The sequence below is a fragment of the Kitasatospora sp. NPDC048722 genome (assembly GCF_040650235.1).
GTDB lineage: Bacteria > Actinomycetota > Actinomycetes > Streptomycetales > Streptomycetaceae > Kitasatospora.
Genome location: NZ_JBEZGX010000026.1, coordinates 1 through 17,497 on the forward strand (window position 1 = coordinate 1; position 17,497 = coordinate 17,497).

Consider the following 17,497-nt stretch of genomic DNA (forward strand, 5'->3'; position numbering starts at 1 on the left):
CCCAGCCGCGACAGCAGCAGCGCCCACCCCGCCCGCAGCACCATGAACAGCGTCGCACCGCACTCCCGCGCCAGCGCCACCAACCCGGCGTGCACGTCGGCGGGTATCGCGAGGTCCACGGTGTCACCCGCGAAGGTCGCGACCGCGGGCCTCGGACGGTCCGACGGCAGCGCCAGCTCCTCCGGCAGTCCGGCCAGCCGCTCGCGCCAGAAATCGAGCTGACGCTCCATCAGCGATTCGGAATCGCCCTCCTCGCCCAGCACTTCCCGCTGCCAGAGCGCGTAGTCCCCGTACTGCACCGGGAGTCGAGAGGACCAGGCGGGCGCCTCACCCGTCGCGCCACGCGCGGCGTACGCGGCGGCCAGGTCGCGCAGCAGCGGCCCCATCGACCAGCCGTCGCACGCGATGTGGTGCACCACGAGCAGGAACACCTGCTCCTGCGGCGCCGTCCGGAACAGCGAAGCCCGCAGCGGCAGTTCGCGCGCCAGGTCGAAGGCCCGGGCCACGGTCGCGTCGACCAGCCCGATCAGCTCCCGCTCGGCACACTCCCGCACCTCCAGCGGCACCAGAGGCTCGCCCGTGACGGGCACGACCTGCTGCCACGGCACGCCGTCCACCGCGGGGAAGACCGTCCGCAGGCTCTCGTGCCGGCCCACCACGTCCTCCAGCGCCGCCCGCAGCGCCGTCACGTCCAGCGCGCCCCGCAGCCGTACCGCGACGACCTCGTTGTACACGGCCGCACCCTCCTCCAACTCCCGGAGGAACCACAGACGTTGCTGCGCGTACGAGAGCGGGGTCAGCTCGGGGCGCGCCATCGCCTGCAGCGGCGCCCGCTTCTCGGCCGCGCCGCTGTCGAGCAGTTCGGCCACGCCCGCGACGGTCGAGGCGTCGAAGAAGTCCCGGATGCCGATCTCCACCCCGAAGACCGCCCGGATCCGCCCGAGCAGCCAGGTGGCCAGCAGCGAGTGCCCGCCGAGGTCGAAGAAGTCGTCCTCCACCCCGACCCGCCGCCGTTCCAGCACCTGCTCGAACAGCCCGCACAGCACCTCCTCGCGTGCCGTCCGAGGCGCTCGGGGCTCACCGGCGAAGGGCTGGTCGGGGTTGGTCGGCATGGCGTCACCTCATCGGGATCGTGGGGCTTGGGGGCTCCCTGGCAGGCGAGCGCAGGGGCGTCACAAGGGGAAGCGGCACGCGGCACGGCGTGCGCGGACGGACGGCCGGACACCGCCGAGGCCGTCGCGGCGCATCATGACCCGAAGGGCCGGGCGTCCACCAGTGCCGCGGTCGGCGATCAGCCGAGCGCCAGCACGAACTCGACCTCCGGCGGCTCACCGGCGTCCGGGGCGTGCCGGGCGAGCGCCTCGCGCACCGCCCGTCGCCACTCCTCCGAGACGGCGGGCGGCACCAGTTGCTGACGGCACCCCGCGCCCGGCGCCGCGGCGGGCACCGCGACGCGGTAGTGCGCCTGCTCGTCAGCGTCCAGGCCGGGGAACCACGCGTCGTAGTCCCCCGGCCGGCCGTCCAGGCTCCAGCGCAGCCGGACGGGCCGCCCGTGCCGTTCGGCCAGCCGGTGGACGGCCTCCGGGTCGAGACCGGGCGCGCACGGCCCGTCGACCGGCTCCGCCCGGCGCGCCGCGTGCAGCCGACGGGCCTCGCCCAGGCGGGCGTTGGCGATCCCGCTGACGCCGAACCCCGCGGCGTCGCCCGCCAGCAGCCAGTCGAGCTCGTCGAGGCCGATCCGGGCGGCGGGCCGCCACGGGCCGGCCTCCGCCGGGGCCGGGCAGCCCACGTGCAGGACGGCGTCGTAGCGGAACAGCGTCATCTCGGTGGGCGCAGCGCCCAGGCGCGGCGCGAGCTCCACCGCCGTGATCGCCGGGAAGCGCCTCGGCAGGTCCGCCAGGTAGCCGGGATCGACGCTCAGCTCGACGTCACCGGCGAGTTCGACCGCCACGTGGTCCAGCCGCAGGCCGCTGACCGGTCCCGGCTCCCGCCGCAGCTCGTGCTTGAGCACCGCGAAGTGCTCCAGCAGGCGGGAGTCCCGCAGGTCACCGAGGAACACGTGCCCGCCGGGCGCCATCCGCGGCAGCGTCGCGGCGATCACCGACTCCAGGTACGTCACCGAAGGGAAGTACTGGACCACCGAGTTGACCACGGCGGTGTCGTACCCGCCCGGCGCCGCGGCCGGCGGGGCGGGCACGTCGGCGGCCGCCTCCGCCACCGTGATCACGGCCTCCGGCCGGCCCCGGCGCAGGTCGTCGCCCAGTCGGCGCAGCAGCCGCACCGCCTCGGCGGAGAAGTCCGTCGCGGTGTACTCGCGGACGCCGAGCCGCTCGACCAGCGGCCGCGCGAGCAGCCCGGTGCCGGCGCCGATCTCCAGGACGGCGCGGGGCCCGAGCCGGGCGAGCCGCTCCACCGTGGTTTCCACCCACTCGGCCATGTGCGCGGCGCCGATCGGGCGGCCGGTGAAGCTGTCCGTCCACCCCGCCAGCCGACCCGCCTCCGGACCGTCGTCGTCCGCGACCAGCCCGTACGCGTCCTCGAACACGGCCTGCCAGGACTCGACCACGACGGCCTCGTCGTCCTCGTCACCCGCCGGTCCGGATTCGGGCAGCACCTCGACGACCAGCCGCCGTGCCCCGGCCCCGTCGGCCCGCACGATCACCGCCCGCACCGGCACCAACGGGGCCAGCGCGGCGGCGACCACGCCGGACAGGTCCGGCAGGGCCTCGTTCTCGTGCTCACGCTCTCGCACTGACACAGCATCAACTCCGGGATCGGGGTGCCGGAAACTGTTGGTCCGCCCGCGAACGGCGGGCCACTGCTGCGCCATTTACCTGGAGCCGTGAACGGTCTGTCAATCGACCACCGGCCCCCGGGTGTCCAACCGCACACGCCCGCGGTTGAACACCCGCCGCCCGTCCGCGGACGCCCGCCCCGCGCTGCTACCCTCCCGGCGTGGCACCCCCGCGCACCGGGTCCCCCGTCACCTTCCGCCCCGACGGCGAGCTGTTAGGTTTCCCGTAAACATCAGGGGAGGCGCAGCATGGCAGATCCTGAGGGCCCGGCGGCCCCGACGGAGCCGGGGCGGGAGGACGACGCGATCATCGGCCCCCCGGGCCGACGACCTCAACGACCGCGCCCTCGCCCTCCTCGGCCTCGGACGGACGGAGGACGCCGCGCAGGCCCTTGCCGAGGCGCTGACCGCCGACCCCCGGCACCCGCAGGCGACGTTCAACGCCGGCCTGCTGCGCTGGCGCGCGGGCGCCCTGACCGACGAGGGCCTGCCGGCCGAGATCGAGGCGCTCCGCCAGGACCTCGCCGATCCCGGGGAGGCCGACCGGTTCGCCGCCCTGGTCCACCTGGAGCGCGGCGACCCCGCCTCGGCCGGAGCGCCGCCGCCCCACGGCGACGGCACACCCGCCGACACTCGCCGGCAGGTGCCGTGGCGGGCCCGCTTCCCCTCCTGGATCACACCCGACTGCACGATCGAGGTCAGCGCGGACCTGCGGGCGCCGGTGGGAGCTCGACGGGGAGCTCAGGGCATAGGGCCGGCCTGCGCCAGTGCCTCCTGCGGCTCCGGTCGAACCCGTAGGGCTCGGCGCCGCCCCCGACGGGCTCGCGCGCTATACGTTTGACCCGTCGTCCGCGCCGCCCCGAGGAGAACAGCCATGGCCGACCAGACCCGCGCCCACCTGCTGACGGCCATCGAGCTCTCGGCCTCCGCCCGGGCCCACGGCAACCACCCCTTCGGCGCCCTGCTGACCGACGACTCCGGCGGCGTCCTGCTCACGGCCGAGAACACCGTCCTCACGGACCACGACGTCACCGCCCACGCCGAGACCAACCTCGTCCGCCGGGCCTCCCGCCACCTCGCCCCGGCCCAGCTCACCGGCGCCACCCTGTACTCCAGCACCGAACCGTGCGCCATGTGCGCCGGAGCGATCTACTGGAGCGGCATCCGCCGGGTCGTCTACGCCCTGGCCGCCCCCGAGCTGAACGCCATCGCCGGCGTGGACCCGGACGAGCCCGTCCTCGCCCTCCCCTGCCGCGACGTCTTCGCCGCCGGCGGCAACACCGTCACCGTCTCTGGCCCCCACCTGTACGACGAGGCCGCCGCCGTCCACACGGGCTACTGGGGATAGCCGGTCGGAACGGATCCGCGGCCGACGAACGACGTGACCTCCCGATCGGGTCGGTGCCACCGTGGAGCGGGTTCGTGTTCGACCGGACCGAGGACGTGGGGAGGTGGGGTCGATGACCGCGCTCAAGGCCGTCGCCGTGTGCGGCGCCCGGGTCACCCTCACGTCCCGGGCGTCGGCCTGACCGGCGCCGGCTCCGCCGCGATCCGCTCCGCACCGCGCCGCGCTCGACGAGGCGCGCAGTCCGGGCGAGCGCTTCTTCACCGTCCTCGGACACCCGGACCACTACCCGCGCTCCGGCTCCGGCCGGGCCTTCGCCCACGGGATCGGGCTCACCGTCGAGGTGCCGGACGAGGCGCTGACGGCACTGAGCCCGGGCCCGGGGCACCCGCTGCCGGCCGGCACGGTCCGGTACGCGGCTCCGTTCGGAATCCGACCCTTCGGCCGGAGCGACCGGCCGCGCACGGCCCTACCGACTGCTGTTCCATCGACGTTCAACCGCGCGCTCCTGACGCCGCCCCGCGCACCCCCTACCTTCCGTGGGGGACTGCGAGAAGGGGCCATGAACGACAGACAACTTGCCGTGCGGGCACGCGGATTGACGAAGCACTTCGGTGACGTCGTGGCGCTCGACGGAGTCGGGCTCGACCTGGCGGCCGGACGGATCCACGGGCTGGCCGGGCCGAACGGGGCCGGGAAGACGACGCTGCTCCGGCTGCTGCTGGGCCTGGCCGTCGCCGACGGGGGCGCGTTGGAGGTGCTGGGCAGACCCGTCGGCAGGGCGCTGGCCGCACCGCCCGCCGTCGCCGGGTTCGTGGACGGCCCCGGACTGTACCCGTCCCTCACCGCCCGCCGGAACCTGGCCGCCCTCGCGGCCCTGACCGGCCAGGACGCCCGCACCGGCCGCATCGACGGAGCCCTGGCCGAGGTCGGGCTGACCGACGTCGCGCACGACCGCGTGCGCGGGTTCTCCCTCGGCATGCGCCAGCGCCTCGGCCTGGCCGCCGCGATGCTCACGAACCCGCGACTGCTGGTGCTCGACGAACCGTCCAACGGCCTGGACCCGGCGGGCAAGCACCACGTGCACCGGGCCCTGCGGCGGCTCGCCGACGACGGCGTGACCGTCGTGCTCTCCAGCCACCGCATGGACGACCTGGAGGCGCTCTGCGACGAGGTCACGATCCTCGCGACCGGCCGGGTCCGCTTCTCCGGCCCGCTGGAGAAGCTCGCGGCCGACAGCCCCGAGCTCGACTACCGCCTGCTCACCTCCGATCCGCAGGCCGCTCGGGCCGTGGCCGCCGGGACCCCGGGCATCAGGACCGTCACCGGGACCGGACACCGGCGCGCGACCGGGACGCTCGTCGTGCGCGCGTCGGCGCCGGCCGTCGAGCGGTTCGTCGGCGCCCTGGTGCACGCGGGTGTGGGGGTGCGGGAGGTCGCCCCCGTGGTCCCGCCACTGGAGGCCGCGTTCCTCGCCCTGACCGACCAGCAGGAGGGCACGGCATGAGCACCGCTCTCGCATCCCCCGAGGCGGCCCCCGGGACGCACCCGGTGCCGGTGGCCCGCGTGTACCGGTTCGAAGTCGTCAAGCTCGTCTCCCAGTGGCGGATCCGCCTGCTGGTGCTGGCATGCTGGACGCTGCCCGGCCTGTTCGTCGCCGCCGTGGCCCAGCAGGACACGCTGCCGTCCGACACACTGTTCGGCCGCTGGATGCACGCCACCGGCTGGGCCGGGCCCCTGGTCGTACTGGGCTTCGCCGGCTCGTGGGCCCTTCCCCTCCTCACCTCCGTGGTCGCGGGCGACGTCTTCGCCGCCGAGGACCGCCTCGGCACCTGGCGCCACCTGCTGGTCGCGATCCGCTCGCCGCGGCGGATCTTCGCGGCGAAGGCGCTGGCGAGCGGCACCGTGATCGTGCTGCTGGTGGCCGGGTCGGCGGCCTCCGGGACGGCCGGCGGGCTGGCCGCGGTGGGGAACCGGCCGCTGGTCGGCGTCGACGGGCACCTGCTGCCGCCGTCCGACGCGGCCGGCGGCGTCCTGCTCGCGTGGACCTGCGCACTGGCACCGACGCTGGCGCTGGCCGCGATCGGGCTGCTCGGCTCCGTCCTCCTCGGCCGCTCCCCGATGGGCCTGCTCGTCCCCGCACTGACCGCGGTCGCGGTGCAGCTCGCGCAGATGCTGCCGCTACCGGTGGCGCTGCGCCTCGCGCTGCCCGGTTACGCCTTCGTCTCGTGGAACGGGTTGTTCGCCGACCCGGCGCAGCTCGACGAGCTGCTGGTCTCGGTCACGGTGAGCCTGGTGTGGGCGGTGGTGGCGACCGCCGCGGCCTACCGGCTGTTCGTGCGGCGGGACTTCACCAACGGCAGCGAGGACGGCGCGGAACGCCGCGCGCTCGCGTCCGGTGTCCTGCCACTGGCCGGGCTGCTCGCGCTGACCTTCGGCGCGGTGGCCGTGGCCACGCCGTCGACAGGCTCGGGAATCACCCGGACGAAGGTGGAGAAGTCGGTGTCCACCGCGTTCGCGCACCTGTACCGGCTGCAGACCCAGCAGTTGCACCGCCCCGCCGTCACCGAGGAGCAGCTGCGGGTCACGGCGGCGTGCGACCGCGGGGACGGCCACGTCGACCCGGAGGGCCCCGGCAACGACTGGCGCTGCGTCGTCACCTGGCACCTGCCGGGCGTGCCCGCGCCGGGCACGGCGGTCTACCAGCTCGACGTCGCCTCCGACGGCCGACTGACGGCCGACGGCGACGGGCCGAAGGAGGTCAACGGCTACTTCCTGGTGAAGACCTCGAACGGGGACGCGCCGAACCCGCTGTGGCAGTTCGACGGGCAGCTCCCGCTGCTCTCCTCCTCGGCCGGCTGAGAGGCCGCCCGAGCGCACCGCACCCGCCAGGCACCACCCAACCCGCCCCACTCCACGAAGGAATGACGCCATGCAGGTAACGCGTCGTCGTCGCGTCCCGAGAGAACACCCCGCCCTTCCCGGCCGACGCACGGGCCGCCGCGCCACGCTCGCCACGGCGTGCATCACGGCGGTGGCCGTGGCCACGGGCACGGCTTTCGCGACCACCCACCAGTTCGGCACCGACCAGGTCGGCCAGGTCACGGTCGACGGCCAGGTGATCTCCAGCGACCAGTACATCGCCCCCTACGGCGCCCGGTCGGTCGTCAACGACGGCAAGATCATGGGCTCCCGGGTCAGCCCGGACGGCGTCCACCTGGCCGCGTCGCTCGCCGACGGAGGCGCGTCGCTGGTCATCGTCGACCTCAGGACCGGGCAGGTGCAGCAGCGCGTCGGCACCGCGAAGGCGGACGACCTGCACCTGACCGACGGCTCGGTCGGCCAGGAGGCCCCGGTCTACTCGCCGGACGGCAAGCAGCTGTGGCTGGGCCGGCTCGACGGCTACACCCGCTTCACCGTGAACGCCGACGGCACCCTGGCCAACCCGGTGAAGGTCGCGATCCCGGCCGACGGCGCCAAGCACGCGCTCGCCTCCGGCGCGGTGTTCTCCGCCGACGGCTCGACGGTCTACGCGGCGGTCAACGGCCAGAACCGGGTGGTCGCGATCGACGCGGCGAGCGGCACGGTCGAGCGCAGCTGGACGGTGGGCAACGCCCCGCGCGGCATCGCCCAGGTCGGCCACAAGCTGTACGTCGGCAACGAGGGTGGCCGCCCGGCCACCGAGGACGACGACACGCTCAACTCCTACGGCACGCAGGTGCCGGCCGACCAGGACACCGGCGCCACGACCTCCGGCACCGTCAGCGTGATCGACCTCGGGGACGCCTCCGCCGCCGTCGGCTCCATCGACGTCGGGCTGCACCCGACGGCGCTGTACGCCAGGAACGGCGTCCTGTTCGTCGCCGACACCGGCTCGGACACGGTGTCGGTCGTCGACACCGCGCGGGACCGGGTCGTGCAGACCGTCTCCACCAAGCCGTGGCCGGAGGCCTCGGTCGGCTACGAGCCCACCGCGGTGACGCTCACCGACGACGGCCGCCTACTGGTCACCCTGGGCCGTGCCAACGCGGTGGCCGTCTACCGGTTCACCAGCGCCCAGGAGCCGGTCGGTTACGTCGGTCTGCTGCCGACCGACTACTTCCCGGCCGAGATCACCACCGCCGGTTCGAAGGTCGTCGTCTCCAACACCCGCGGCATCGACGCCCGCCGCCCCAACTCCACCGGCGCGCACAACACCCACGACACCACGTCGAGCATCACGCAGTTCACACTGCCCGGAGACCGCGAGATCCAAGAGCAGACCGCCAAGGTCTTCCAGCAGAACGGCTGGACCAACGGCGCGGTCCGGACGGCCGACCACAAGAAGGCCAGGCCGGTGCCGGTGCCCGCGCGGATCGGCGACCCGTCGCCGATCAAGCACGTCTTCATGATCGTCAAGGAGAACCGCACCTACGACCAGCTCTTCGGCGACATCGCGAAGGGCGACGGCGACCCGAAGCTCGCGCAGTTCGGCGCGAACGTCACCCCGAACCAGCACGCGCTGGCCCAGCAGTTCGGGCTCTACGACAACACCTACGACATCGGCACCAACTCCGCCGAGGGCCACAACTGGCTGATGCAGGCCGACAACCCGGAGTACACCGAGTCCTCGGCCGGCGAGTACCAGCGCAGCTACGACACCGAGGACGACGCCCTCGGCCACCAGCGCTCGGGCTTCCTGTGGACCGGCGCGCAGGCCGCCGGCCAGGACGTGCGCGACTTCGGCGAGTTCCACCAGTTCCTGACCAAGCCCGACGGCGCGAGCTGGCAGAACCTGTACTGCGACGCGAGGACGATGGACGCGACCGGGCAGGACACCGCCTACCCGCTCAACTCCTCGTCGCCGATCCCCTCGCTCAACGACGTGTCGGTGCCCGGCTTCCCGAAGTTCGACCTCGACGTGCCGGACCAGTACCGGTACCAGATCTGGAAGCGGGACTTCGAGCAGAACGGGCCGGCCGGCCTCAACATGCTGTGGCTGTCCAGCGACCACACCGGCGGCCCGGCGAGCCCGGCCGCTCAGGTCGCCGACAACGACCTCGCGGTGGGGAAGATCGTCGACGAGATCTCGCACAGCGAGTACTGGAAGGACTCCGCGATCTTCGTGGTCGAGGACGACTCCCAGGCCGGCCTCGACCACGTCGACGGCCACCGTGCCCCGATCCAGGTCATCAGCCCCTGGGCGCAGCACGGGACCGTCGACAGCCGCTACTACTCGCAGATCACCATGGTCCGCACCATCGAGCAGATCCTCGGGATCCACCCGATGAACCAGAAGGACAGCGCGGCCAGCCCGATGACCACGGCGTTCACCGACGAGCCGGACTTCACGCCGTTCACCGCGGTGCCCAACCGGACGTCGCTGACCGACGGCCTGAAGACGCCGCCGTCGTGCGGCGTCGACGTGCCCGGCGCGGCCCAGGACCGCGCGGCGGCCCCGGCCCCGACCACGGTCGCCCCGCCGGCGGCGGAGCAGGGCGTCGCTGCTCAGTGGAACGCCTGGAAGTCGAAGCAGCGCCTCACCGGCCCGAACGCCGCGCCGGACCGTGCGAACCCTGCCCAGATGAACCACCTGACCTGGTACCAGACGCACAACTGGACCACTCCGTACCCGGGCGAGTCCGAGATCCACGCCCCGGACGACGTCCCCGGCGCGTACATCCCGTCGGCCGAGAACGACGGCTGATCCCCTTGCGGACGCGAACGGGCCCCGGGGCGCCTCGGGGCCCGTTCGCGTCCGCCTGCACACGCCCTCGGTCATTTGACTGCCCCACCCGAGCGCCCGCGAAGACACCCGTACTGCCCTGACAGGGCGAGCGGTCGAGCGTCATCTGACGGATCCGCCCCGGCGACCGCCCCGCGAGAGTCGGGAGTGCGCCGACACCGCTGCCCGCCGTGCGCGTCGGCCGCCCCGCCCATGGATCCGCGAAGGGACTCGACCGATGGCAGAAGGCACGACCACCCGCAGGCGCCGGCTCGCGAAAGCCACGGCGTGGGCCGCGTGCGGGAGCCTCGCGCTCGGCACGGCGGTGGTCGGCGGCGCCGCGAGCGCGACGGCGACCTCGCCCGACGCGGCCGGTCCGAAGCCGACGATCGTCCCGGAACACGGCGCCTTCGCCGACGCGTCCGGCTGGAACGCGGTGATCAAACGGCTCCGGCAGCCGGGTACCCGTTGCGCGGCCCGGCCGCCGACGCCACCGCACAGCGCGGCGTGCTCGACCACGTCCCCGGCCCCACGACAGTCGCGGCGTCCCACCCGGAGATCGTGACCCACGTGATCGAGGAAGCCGCCCGCGCGACCCGCTGACCACCGCGCCGGGGCTGGCCCGACAGGTAATCGGTAACCCGTCAAAGCAGTTATCAAGGAAGCCGCAAGCAGCATCCGCACACGCCGGTTTCCAGCCGCACAACACGCAAATGTGCAGCATTCAGGCCACATCAGCGGACGGGTTCCTTGACAGCCCCCCGCCCGGCGCCAATAGTCATCACCAGTCAGACGGGTTACCGCAAGGGCGGTCCGCCGGACGGAAGAGCGAGAGAAGAGCACGAGGGAGACAGGGCCATGGCAGTCATCTACACCGGTGTGGTCACCGTGACCGGCGAGGGCCGCAACGGCGGACAGGTCGTCGCCGACGACGGCAACCTCACCACGGCGCTCGCCGTGCCGAAGGAGTTCGGCGGCGCCGGCGGCGCCACCAACCCGGAGCAGCTGTTCGCGGCCGGCTGGGGCGCGTGCTTCCTGGGCGCCGTCCGCCGCGCGGCCGGCGAGCGCAGGATCCGGCTGACGAGCACCGCCATCAGGGTCGAGGCGACCCTGACCCACGGCGACGACGGCGGGTTCGGCCTCGGCGCGGTCCTGGACCTCGAACTCGGCGGCGTGGACCAGGAGACGGCCGTCGAACCGGCCGCCGCGGCCCACCGGCTGTGCCCCTACTCCAAGGCGACGCGCGGCAACATACCGGTCACCGTCAACGCGACCGCCGTCACCGGCTGACGCCACCGCGGACCCCGCCCGGGCCCGACTCCCCCGACGGGCCCGGGCGGACGCCCTTGCCCGAGCGGCAGCGACACGCTCGCGGGGGTGCTGCCACGAAGCGGCCGTCAGCTCCCGGCGCCGCCGTGCTGGCGCGCCCGGTAGGTCGCGGCCTTGACCCGGTTCCCGCACGTCCGCATGGCGCACCACTCGCGCCGGTATCCGCGCGAGCGGTCGAGGTAGACCTGGGTGCACTCCGGCCGGGCGCACTCGCGCAGCAGCGCCGCGTCGTCGCCGCCGAGGATCTCGACGGCCTCGCGGGCGAGCGCGGCCAGCCCCTGTGCCACGGACCCGGTCCTGGTGGCGCCGGAGGGGTGCAGGCGCAGCGTCACCGGCAGCCCCGCCGCGTGCCGGTTCACCTCGGCGATCGCCCGGGTCGGCATCGGCTGCCCGTCGAGCCGGGAGGCGACGAGCGCGTAGATCGCCTCGCGCAGGTCCACGGCGACGTCGAGGTCCGTCGCGTCGGCGCCGGGCACGGTGTCGAACATCCCCGACTCGACGAACCAGGCGTCGAGTTGACCGGGCGCGGCCAGCTTCTCCACCGGCACCTCGTTGCGCCGCGCGCGGCAGGTGCCGACGAAGTCGAGGGGCAGGGTCCCACAGGGGAAGGCATGCATCACGTCACCATACTGACCAGTGACCGACGGATACGCAATGTCCGGGCCCTGGCTGCGGCCGCCGCCCGTGCCGCACCTTCATCACCACCCAGACCGGTCACGACGTACGCCTGCCCCTCGACACCGACCGTCATGTGACCGATGTGACCGACGAAGCGGAGCGGAAAAGTGACCTTCGCTCCGAACACCCGCCTCCCCGCCACGGGTCGCGTCCGCATCTCCCGAAAGGAATCACATGATCGACAGGCGCAGCTTCACCAAGGCCGTCGGCCTCGGCGCAGGGGCAGCCACCGCCTCGCTCACCGGCCTGCGAGGCGTCGCCGCCGCCGCTCCCGCCTCAGGACGCTCCGGCGGCTGCGGCCCGGCCCCCGTCGTACCGGACATCGCCCCCGGCACGCACACCTCCTTCCCCGTCCTGAAGCAGGTCACCGCCGGCGCGCTCGACGTCGGCTACGCCGAACTCGGGCCCGCGCAGGGGCCGGTGGTCCTGTTGCTGCACGGCTGGCCGTACGACATCCACAGCTACGTCGACGCGGCGCCGCTCCTCGCCGACCTCGGCTACCGCGTGCTCGTCCCCTACCTCCGCGGCCACGGCACGACCCGCTTCCTGTCGCCCCGCACCCCCCGGAACGGCCAGCAGGCAGCCATCGCCCACGACATCGTCGCCTTCATGGACGCCCTGCGGATCGACCGCGCGGTCGTCGCCGGCTTCGACTGGGGCTCGCGCACCGGCGCCGTCATGGCGGCCCTGTGGCCCGAGCGGGTCAAGGCCCTGGTCCCGGTGAGCGGCTACCTCATCACCAACCGCGAGGCGCAGACGAAGCCGCTCGCGCCGGGCGCCGAGCGCACCTGGTGGTACCAGTTCTACTTCGCGACCGAACGCGGCAGGGCCGCCATGCAGGACCGCACCCACCGGCGCGACCTGACCCGGTTCGTCTGGGAGACGCTCTCCCCGACCTGGCGCTTCGACGACGCCGCCTTCGACCGCACCGCGGCCGCCTTCGACAACCCCGACTACGCCGCGATCGTCATCCACAACTACCGCTGGCGCCTGAGCATCGTCGAGGGCGAGCACCGCTACGACCACGACGAACACCTGCTGGCCCGCAGGCCCACCATCGCCGTGCCGACCATCACCATGGACCCGGTCCTGGACCCGTTCACCGCCACCCCCGCCGACGGCTCCACGTACCGGAACATGTTCACCGGCCCCTACGAGCACCGCACCCTGACGGACGTGGGCCACAACCTCCCCCAGGAGGCCCCCACCCGCTTCGCCCAGGCCGTCGTGGACGTCGACCACTTCTGACGACCGGGCACCGGGCACCCCGGCCCGCACCCGATCGGTGGGTGCGGGCCGGGGTGCCCGGGGCCGGGGTCGGTCGCGGGTCGCCGGGGTGCCGCGGAAGCCGGTCGCGTCGGCCGGGTCGCCGGGAGCGTCCGCGGGGCCCTGCCCTGCTCGACCCAGGCGGTCAGGGCCCCGAGGCCGTCGGTGCTGCCGTTGGGGGCGCAGCGGGCCGTGTCGGGGCGAGGAAGAGCCGGTAGAAGCCGTGGACCTCGTCAGTCCCGCCCCTCTCCCGCTCGACCTGCTCGCGGCGTTCACGGGGTGTCCCGTCCCTGGGTGTGAGCCTTGGCCCATCGAGACAGAACGTAACCGTTCCGAACGGACATTATTCCGGCGGCTATCCGACGCACCGTCAAGACGTCCCCACTGCACCGCCCGGACGTGTTGCTGCTCGACGAACCGACGTACAACCTCGACCTCGGCGCCCGGCAGCGCCTCCACGACATGCTGGAGTACTTCTCCGGCTGCCTGCCGCTGGTCGGCCACGACCGCGCCCCGCTCGATCGGATGGACCGCATCGCCGAACTCGACTCGCACGAACTCCGCCTGTACGGCGGCGATTTCACCGCCTACGACGAGGCGGTGCCGGCCGGGCGCGAGGTCGCGGAGAGGAACGTCCGCGGCATCGAGCGGATGAACCTCCTCGCCCGCTTCCTCTTCCGGGGCGCCCGAGCCCACCTGTCCGTGCGCGCGCTCTCCGGCGGCGAGCGCCTGCGCGCCACCCTGGCCTGCGTGTTGTGCGCCGAGCCCGCGCCGCACCTGCTGCTGCTCGACGAACCGACGAACAACCTCGACCTGGTCAGCGTCGGGCAGCTCGAAGGCGCGCTCGACTCCTACCAGGGAGCGTTCCTGGTGGCGAGCCACGACGAGCGGTTCCTCGCCCGGATCGGGGTCGACCGCCGGCTGCGGCTGGCGGACGGGACCCTGGAGGAGTCGAGCCCCCTCGCGAGCTGACGATCCGTCAAGGACATCCGTGGACTGACAGGTGTGTTCTCCCTGCGCGCCACCACGTGCGCGAACGTCACCTGGCCGAAGGGTTATTTCGCTTTCGACGCCGTGCGCGGGCCCTCGACACGGGTACCATGCGCAACAACGTCCACAGGCAGGAGTGACCGGTCGTGACCAGCCAATCAGCCGCCTCGCTCCGATCGCGGTACGCCGTACAGGCCGCGTCGGATCTCGCGGGGAACCGCCGCCGGCAGCAGGAGCTCGCCGACGAACTCACCAAGCTCCGGCAGGAGGAGGCGCTCCTCGTCGACATCATGTCGGTCGCCGAGCGCTACAGCGACGACACCGGGCCCGCTCCCGTCCAGGAGCAGGCCCCGGACTCGACGCCCGGCCCGGAGCAGGCCCGCCCCCAGGACGAGCCGGCCCCCGCCGACGCGTCCGCCGACACACCCACCGAAGCACCCGCCGAAGCGCCCGCCGCGAAGGCGCCGCGCCGCAAGCGGGCGCCCCGCACCCCGTCACCGCGAGCCGGCTCCACGGCCGCCTCCACGGTGAAGGCGGCCGCCAAGTCCCGCCGCGTCGCCAAGGTCCCGTCGCAGCGCCCGCTGCTGGGCGACGTCCTGACGCACCTGCTCGCCGGCCACGGCGAGCCCCGCACCGCCAAGGAACTGCGCGACGAGTTCCTGCTGGCGCACCCGGACCGCGAGCCCACCCCGCAGGTCGTGCGCAACGCCCTCGGCGCGCTCGTCGCGAAGGGCCGCGTCGAACGCCGCAAGGACCAGCGGTCGGTCATGTACAGCCTCGTCGAGGACGGCGGCACTCCGGCCGGCTGACCCCCTCGGGGAAACACCAGCGGGGCGGCCCGGGAACCGACCACTGTCGGCCTCCCGGGCCGCCCGCCGTCTTCCGGACCGCGGGCCCGCCCTCGGCCGTGCGGCGGATCGACCGTGCCGGCTCGTGTTCTCGACGGCCTCCGGCGTTCGTCCGTGGGCCCCGGGACTTCGATGAGAAAGCTCTCATCAGCCCGTGGCACTGTGGACGCCCCGGCTGCGGCCGGAAGGGAGCGAGGAGAACCCGATGGCGGTCGGTGACGGCACCGGGACGGTGCTGGTGGTGGACGACGACGACACGATCCGCAGGTCGCTGGAACGCGGCCTGCGGCTCAGCGGGTTCACGGTGCGGACGGCGGACGGCGGACGGGCGGCTCTGCGCCTGGTGGCCACCGAGCCACCGGACGTGCTGGTCCTCGACGTCTCGATGCCCGACGTGGACGGCACCGAGGTCTGCCGCCGACTGCGGGACCAGGGCATCGACACACCCGTGCTGATGCTCTCCGCACTGGACGAGCTCGCCGACCGGGTGGCCGGCCTGCAGGCGGGCGCCGACGACTACCTGGTCAAGCCGTTCGCGCTGGAGGAGCTGGTGCTGCGCCTGCACGCCCTGCTGCGCCGCCGCCCGCAGGCCGGACTGTACGGCGGGCCCGCCGTACCGGGCGGTGAGGTGCTCCGGGTCGGGCCGCTGGAGATCGAGCCCGCCGCCCGCGAGGTCCGCCGGGACGGCCAGCCGCTGCGGCTGACCCGCCGCGAGTTCGAGTTGCTGGAGTACCTGGCCCGCAACGCCGGACTGGTGCTGTCCCGCGACCAGTTGCTCGAACGGGTCTGGGGGTACGACTTCGAGGTCCGCACCGATGCCGTCGACACGTTCGTCAGCTACCTGCGCCGCAAACTGGAGGAGGGCGGCCGGCCGCGGTTGATCCACACGGTGCGGGGCGTCGGCTTCGTGCTGCGGATACCGGAGGCACACCGGTGAGCGGCCCCGTCCCCGCCCGGCGCTCGATGAGCCTGGCCACCCGGATCGCGACCGGCGCGGCCCTGCTCGTCCCGCTGCTCGTGCTGGGCACCGGCGCGCTGCTGCTCGGCCTGGTCACCCACGATCTGCGCTCCCAGCAGGACACCAGGTTGCGCGACCGCGCCGCCGCCGTGCTGCCCGCCGCCAGGGCGCTGCTGACCGCCACCCAGCAGGACCGGCCCCGGATCGAGCAGAACCAGCGCCGCAACCTGCTCGACGACGCGCTGGACGTCGGCATCCGGGTGGCGGACGCGAACGGCGAGCAGATCACGGAGGGCGGCCCGGTGCCGGGCCCGGCCGCAGTGCTCCCGCAGCCCGCCCCCACGGGCACCGGCGTCCTGGTCACCGTGCGGGCGCAGGGCCGTGCCTGGCGGGTGCTGGCCCGGCAGGTGAGCGGCGCCAACCCCGGCACGCTCTGGGTCACCGCACCGGTGTCGGCGACGAACCCGCAGGTGGACGCGGTGCGCGGGCGGATCCTGTGGGCCGCTGTGCTGGCCGCGCCGCTCTCCGGCCTGCTCGCATACGCGCTCGCACGGCGCGCCACCGCACCGCTCAGCCGCCTGGGCCGGCGGGCCGGCGCGCTCGACCCGCGCGCCGGCGCCGGCGGCTTCACCCACCGGCACAGTGGGATCCGCGAGGTGGACGAGCTCGCGCTCGCGCTGGAGAGCGCGCTGGCCCGGTATGACCACCAGGTCGCCCGGACCGGCCAGGCGCTGGAAACCGCCCGCTCGTTCTCCGCCGCCGCCTCGCACGAACTGCGCACACCGCTGATGAGCCTGCAGACCAACCTGGACGTGCTCGGCGCGCACCCGGACCTGCCGGCGGCGGACCGCGCCGAGATCCTCTCCGACCTCCGCGACGACCACCGGCGACTGCTCGACCTGCTCACCGCGCTGCGCACGCTGGCCCGTGGCGACCTGGTAGAGGAGGAGGCGTTCGCGGTGATCGACCCGGCCGATCCGGCCGCCGCCGCCGTCGCCGAGCTGCGCCGACGGCGGCCGGAGGTGACCGTCGGCGTGACCGGCCCCGGCCTCACCGGGCCGGACGGCGGCGGGTTGCGGGTGCACGGGTGGGAGGCCGGGCTGCGGATCGTCTGCGACAACCTGCTGGCCAACGCGGCCGTGCACGGGCACCGGCCCGGGGAGCCGGCCCGGATCGTGGTCGGCCTGCGCCGGGAGGCCGGGCAGGCGTTGCTGACCGTGGACGACGACGGGCCGGGCATCCCGGTGGAGGACCGGGCGGCGGTCTTCGACCGCTTCCGCCGGCGGCGGGACAGCCCCGGTTCGGGACTGGGGCTGACCCTGGTCGCCCAGCAGGTGGCCCTGCACCGGGGCACCATCACGGTCACCGAGCCGCCGAGCGGTACCGGCTGCCGCGTCGAGGTCCGGCTGCCCCTGGTCGACCCGGACGCCCCGACGCCACCCCTGCCGGCCCGCCGCGACTGGATCCGCTCCACGGGTGCGAGCGCCTGAAGCTCCCGGGGTGCCGGACCCACAGAGCGGCCGGCCGGCTCACAAGGAATCCACAAAGAGGCCCTCTACCGTCCTGCTCAGCCGGAGCGCCCGAC

14 protein-coding genes and 1 pseudogene are annotated in these 17,497 nt (G+C 74.0%); 12 read left to right on the top strand and 3 right to left on the bottom strand.

Annotation, left to right across the window (positions count from 1 at the left end):
* Window positions 1–1,112 (bottom strand): condensation domain-containing protein (locus AB0C76_RS20160; RefSeq protein WP_359966911.1); only part of this gene is annotated, 1,112 nt, incomplete at its 3' end.
* 179 nt (window positions 1,113–1,291) lie between these two features.
* Window positions 1,292–2,752: a class I SAM-dependent methyltransferase gene (locus tag AB0C76_RS20165; RefSeq protein ID WP_359966914.1), complete on the bottom strand. Its 1,461-nt coding sequence runs from the start codon at window positions 2,750–2,752 to the stop codon at window positions 1,292–1,294.
* A 124-nt stretch (window positions 2,753–2,876) separates the two neighbouring features.
* On the opposite strand from AB0C76_RS20165, the gene AB0C76_RS20170 reads away from it, so the two are divergent.
* The 7 genes from AB0C76_RS20170 to AB0C76_RS20200 all read left to right on the top strand — a co-directional run bounded on the left by AB0C76_RS20170 (window position 2,877) and on the right by AB0C76_RS20200 (window position 11,133).
* Window positions 2,877–3,635 carry a tetratricopeptide repeat protein gene (locus AB0C76_RS20170; protein ID WP_359966917.1) on the top strand — a complete coding sequence of 253 codons (759 nt, stop codon included), beginning with the start codon at window positions 2,877–2,879 and terminating at the stop codon, window positions 3,633–3,635.
* A gap of 33 nt (window positions 3,636–3,668) precedes the next feature.
* Window positions 3,669–4,142 carry a nucleoside deaminase gene (locus AB0C76_RS20175; RefSeq protein WP_359966920.1) on the top strand — a complete coding sequence of 158 codons (474 nt, stop codon included), beginning with the start codon at window positions 3,669–3,671 and terminating at the stop codon, window positions 4,140–4,142.
* A gap of 559 nt (window positions 4,143–4,701) precedes the next feature.
* The gene (locus tag AB0C76_RS20180; RefSeq protein ID WP_359966923.1) at window positions 4,702–5,646 is read left to right on the top strand and encodes an ABC transporter ATP-binding protein; all 945 of its coding nucleotides are present in this window, start codon (window positions 4,702–4,704) and stop codon (window positions 5,644–5,646) included.
* Window positions 5,643–7,001 (top strand): ABC transporter permease, encoded by a 1,359-nt coding sequence (locus AB0C76_RS20185; protein WP_359966926.1) that lies wholly within the window; start codon window positions 5,643–5,645, stop codon window positions 6,999–7,001. The genes AB0C76_RS20180 and AB0C76_RS20185 overlap by 4 nt, the downstream gene beginning before the upstream one ends.
* Window positions 7,002–7,071: 70 nt before the next feature.
* Window positions 7,072–9,825, top strand: a complete 2,754-nt coding sequence (locus AB0C76_RS20190) for a bifunctional YncE family protein/alkaline phosphatase family protein (RefSeq protein WP_359966929.1) — start codon at window positions 7,072–7,074, stop codon at window positions 9,823–9,825.
* A 486-nt stretch (window positions 9,826–10,311) separates the two neighbouring features.
* Window positions 10,312–10,446 carry a hypothetical protein gene (locus AB0C76_RS20195; RefSeq protein ID WP_359966932.1) on the top strand — a complete coding sequence of 45 codons (135 nt, stop codon included), beginning with the start codon at window positions 10,312–10,314 and terminating at the stop codon, window positions 10,444–10,446.
* A 255-nt stretch (window positions 10,447–10,701) separates the two neighbouring features.
* Complete coding sequence (locus AB0C76_RS20200; RefSeq protein WP_359966934.1) at window positions 10,702–11,133, top strand: Ohr family peroxiredoxin; 432 nt, start codon at window positions 10,702–10,704, stop codon at window positions 11,131–11,133.
* A 107-nt stretch (window positions 11,134–11,240) separates the two neighbouring features.
* Here AB0C76_RS20200 and AB0C76_RS20205 read toward each other — a convergent pair whose 3' ends face one another.
* The gene (locus AB0C76_RS20205; protein WP_359966937.1) at window positions 11,241–11,792 is read right to left on the bottom strand and encodes an ABATE domain-containing protein; all 552 of its coding nucleotides are present in this window, start codon (window positions 11,790–11,792) and stop codon (window positions 11,241–11,243) included.
* 232 nt (window positions 11,793–12,024) lie between these two features.
* Between AB0C76_RS20205 and AB0C76_RS20210 the strand changes: the two genes are divergently transcribed.
* From AB0C76_RS20210 to AB0C76_RS20230, 5 genes and pseudogenes are all read left to right on the top strand, one after another.
* Window positions 12,025–13,098 (top strand): alpha/beta hydrolase, encoded by a 1,074-nt coding sequence (locus tag AB0C76_RS20210; protein WP_359966940.1) that lies wholly within the window; start codon window positions 12,025–12,027, stop codon window positions 13,096–13,098.
* Window positions 13,099–13,500: 402 nt separating this feature from the next.
* Window positions 13,501–14,088 (top strand): annotated as a pseudogene (locus AB0C76_RS20215) (hypothetical protein); the annotation flags it as partial.
* A 164-nt stretch (window positions 14,089–14,252) separates the two neighbouring features.
* Entirely contained in the window at window positions 14,253–14,915 is a 663-nt protein-coding gene (locus AB0C76_RS20220; protein ID WP_359966943.1) for a hypothetical protein, read from the top strand.
* Window positions 14,916–15,159: 244 nt separating this feature from the next.
* Entirely contained in the window at window positions 15,160–15,891 is a 732-nt protein-coding gene (locus tag AB0C76_RS20225) for a response regulator transcription factor (protein ID WP_359967186.1), read from the top strand.
* On the top strand, window positions 15,888–17,402 hold the full coding sequence (locus AB0C76_RS20230) for a HAMP domain-containing sensor histidine kinase (protein ID WP_359966946.1): 1,515 nt from the start codon (window positions 15,888–15,890) through the stop codon (window positions 17,400–17,402). The genes AB0C76_RS20225 and AB0C76_RS20230 overlap by 4 nt, the downstream gene beginning before the upstream one ends.
* Window positions 17,403–17,497: the final 95 nt, after the last annotated feature.

Excerpts from the sequence above, each read along its gene's own strand:
- AB0C76_RS20175 (WP_359966920.1), top strand. The coding sequence starts at position 3,669 with ATGGCCGACCAGACCCGCGCCCACCTGCTGACGGCCATCGAGCTCTCG.
- AB0C76_RS20180 (WP_359966923.1), top strand. The coding sequence starts at position 4,702 with ATGAACGACAGACAACTTGCCGTGCGGGCACGCGGATTGACGAAGCAC.
- AB0C76_RS20225 (WP_359967186.1), top strand. The coding sequence starts at position 15,160 with ATGGCGGTCGGTGACGGCACCGGGACGGTGCTGGTGGTGGACGACGAC.
- AB0C76_RS20190 (WP_359966929.1), top strand. The coding sequence starts at position 7,072 with ATGCAGGTAACGCGTCGTCGTCGCGTCCCGAGAGAACACCCCGCCCTT.
- AB0C76_RS20185 (WP_359966926.1), top strand. The coding sequence starts at position 5,643 with ATGAGCACCGCTCTCGCATCCCCCGAGGCGGCCCCCGGGACGCACCCG.
- AB0C76_RS20210 (WP_359966940.1), top strand. The coding sequence starts at position 12,025 with ATGATCGACAGGCGCAGCTTCACCAAGGCCGTCGGCCTCGGCGCAGGG.
- AB0C76_RS20200 (WP_359966934.1), top strand. The coding sequence starts at position 10,702 with ATGGCAGTCATCTACACCGGTGTGGTCACCGTGACCGGCGAGGGCCGC.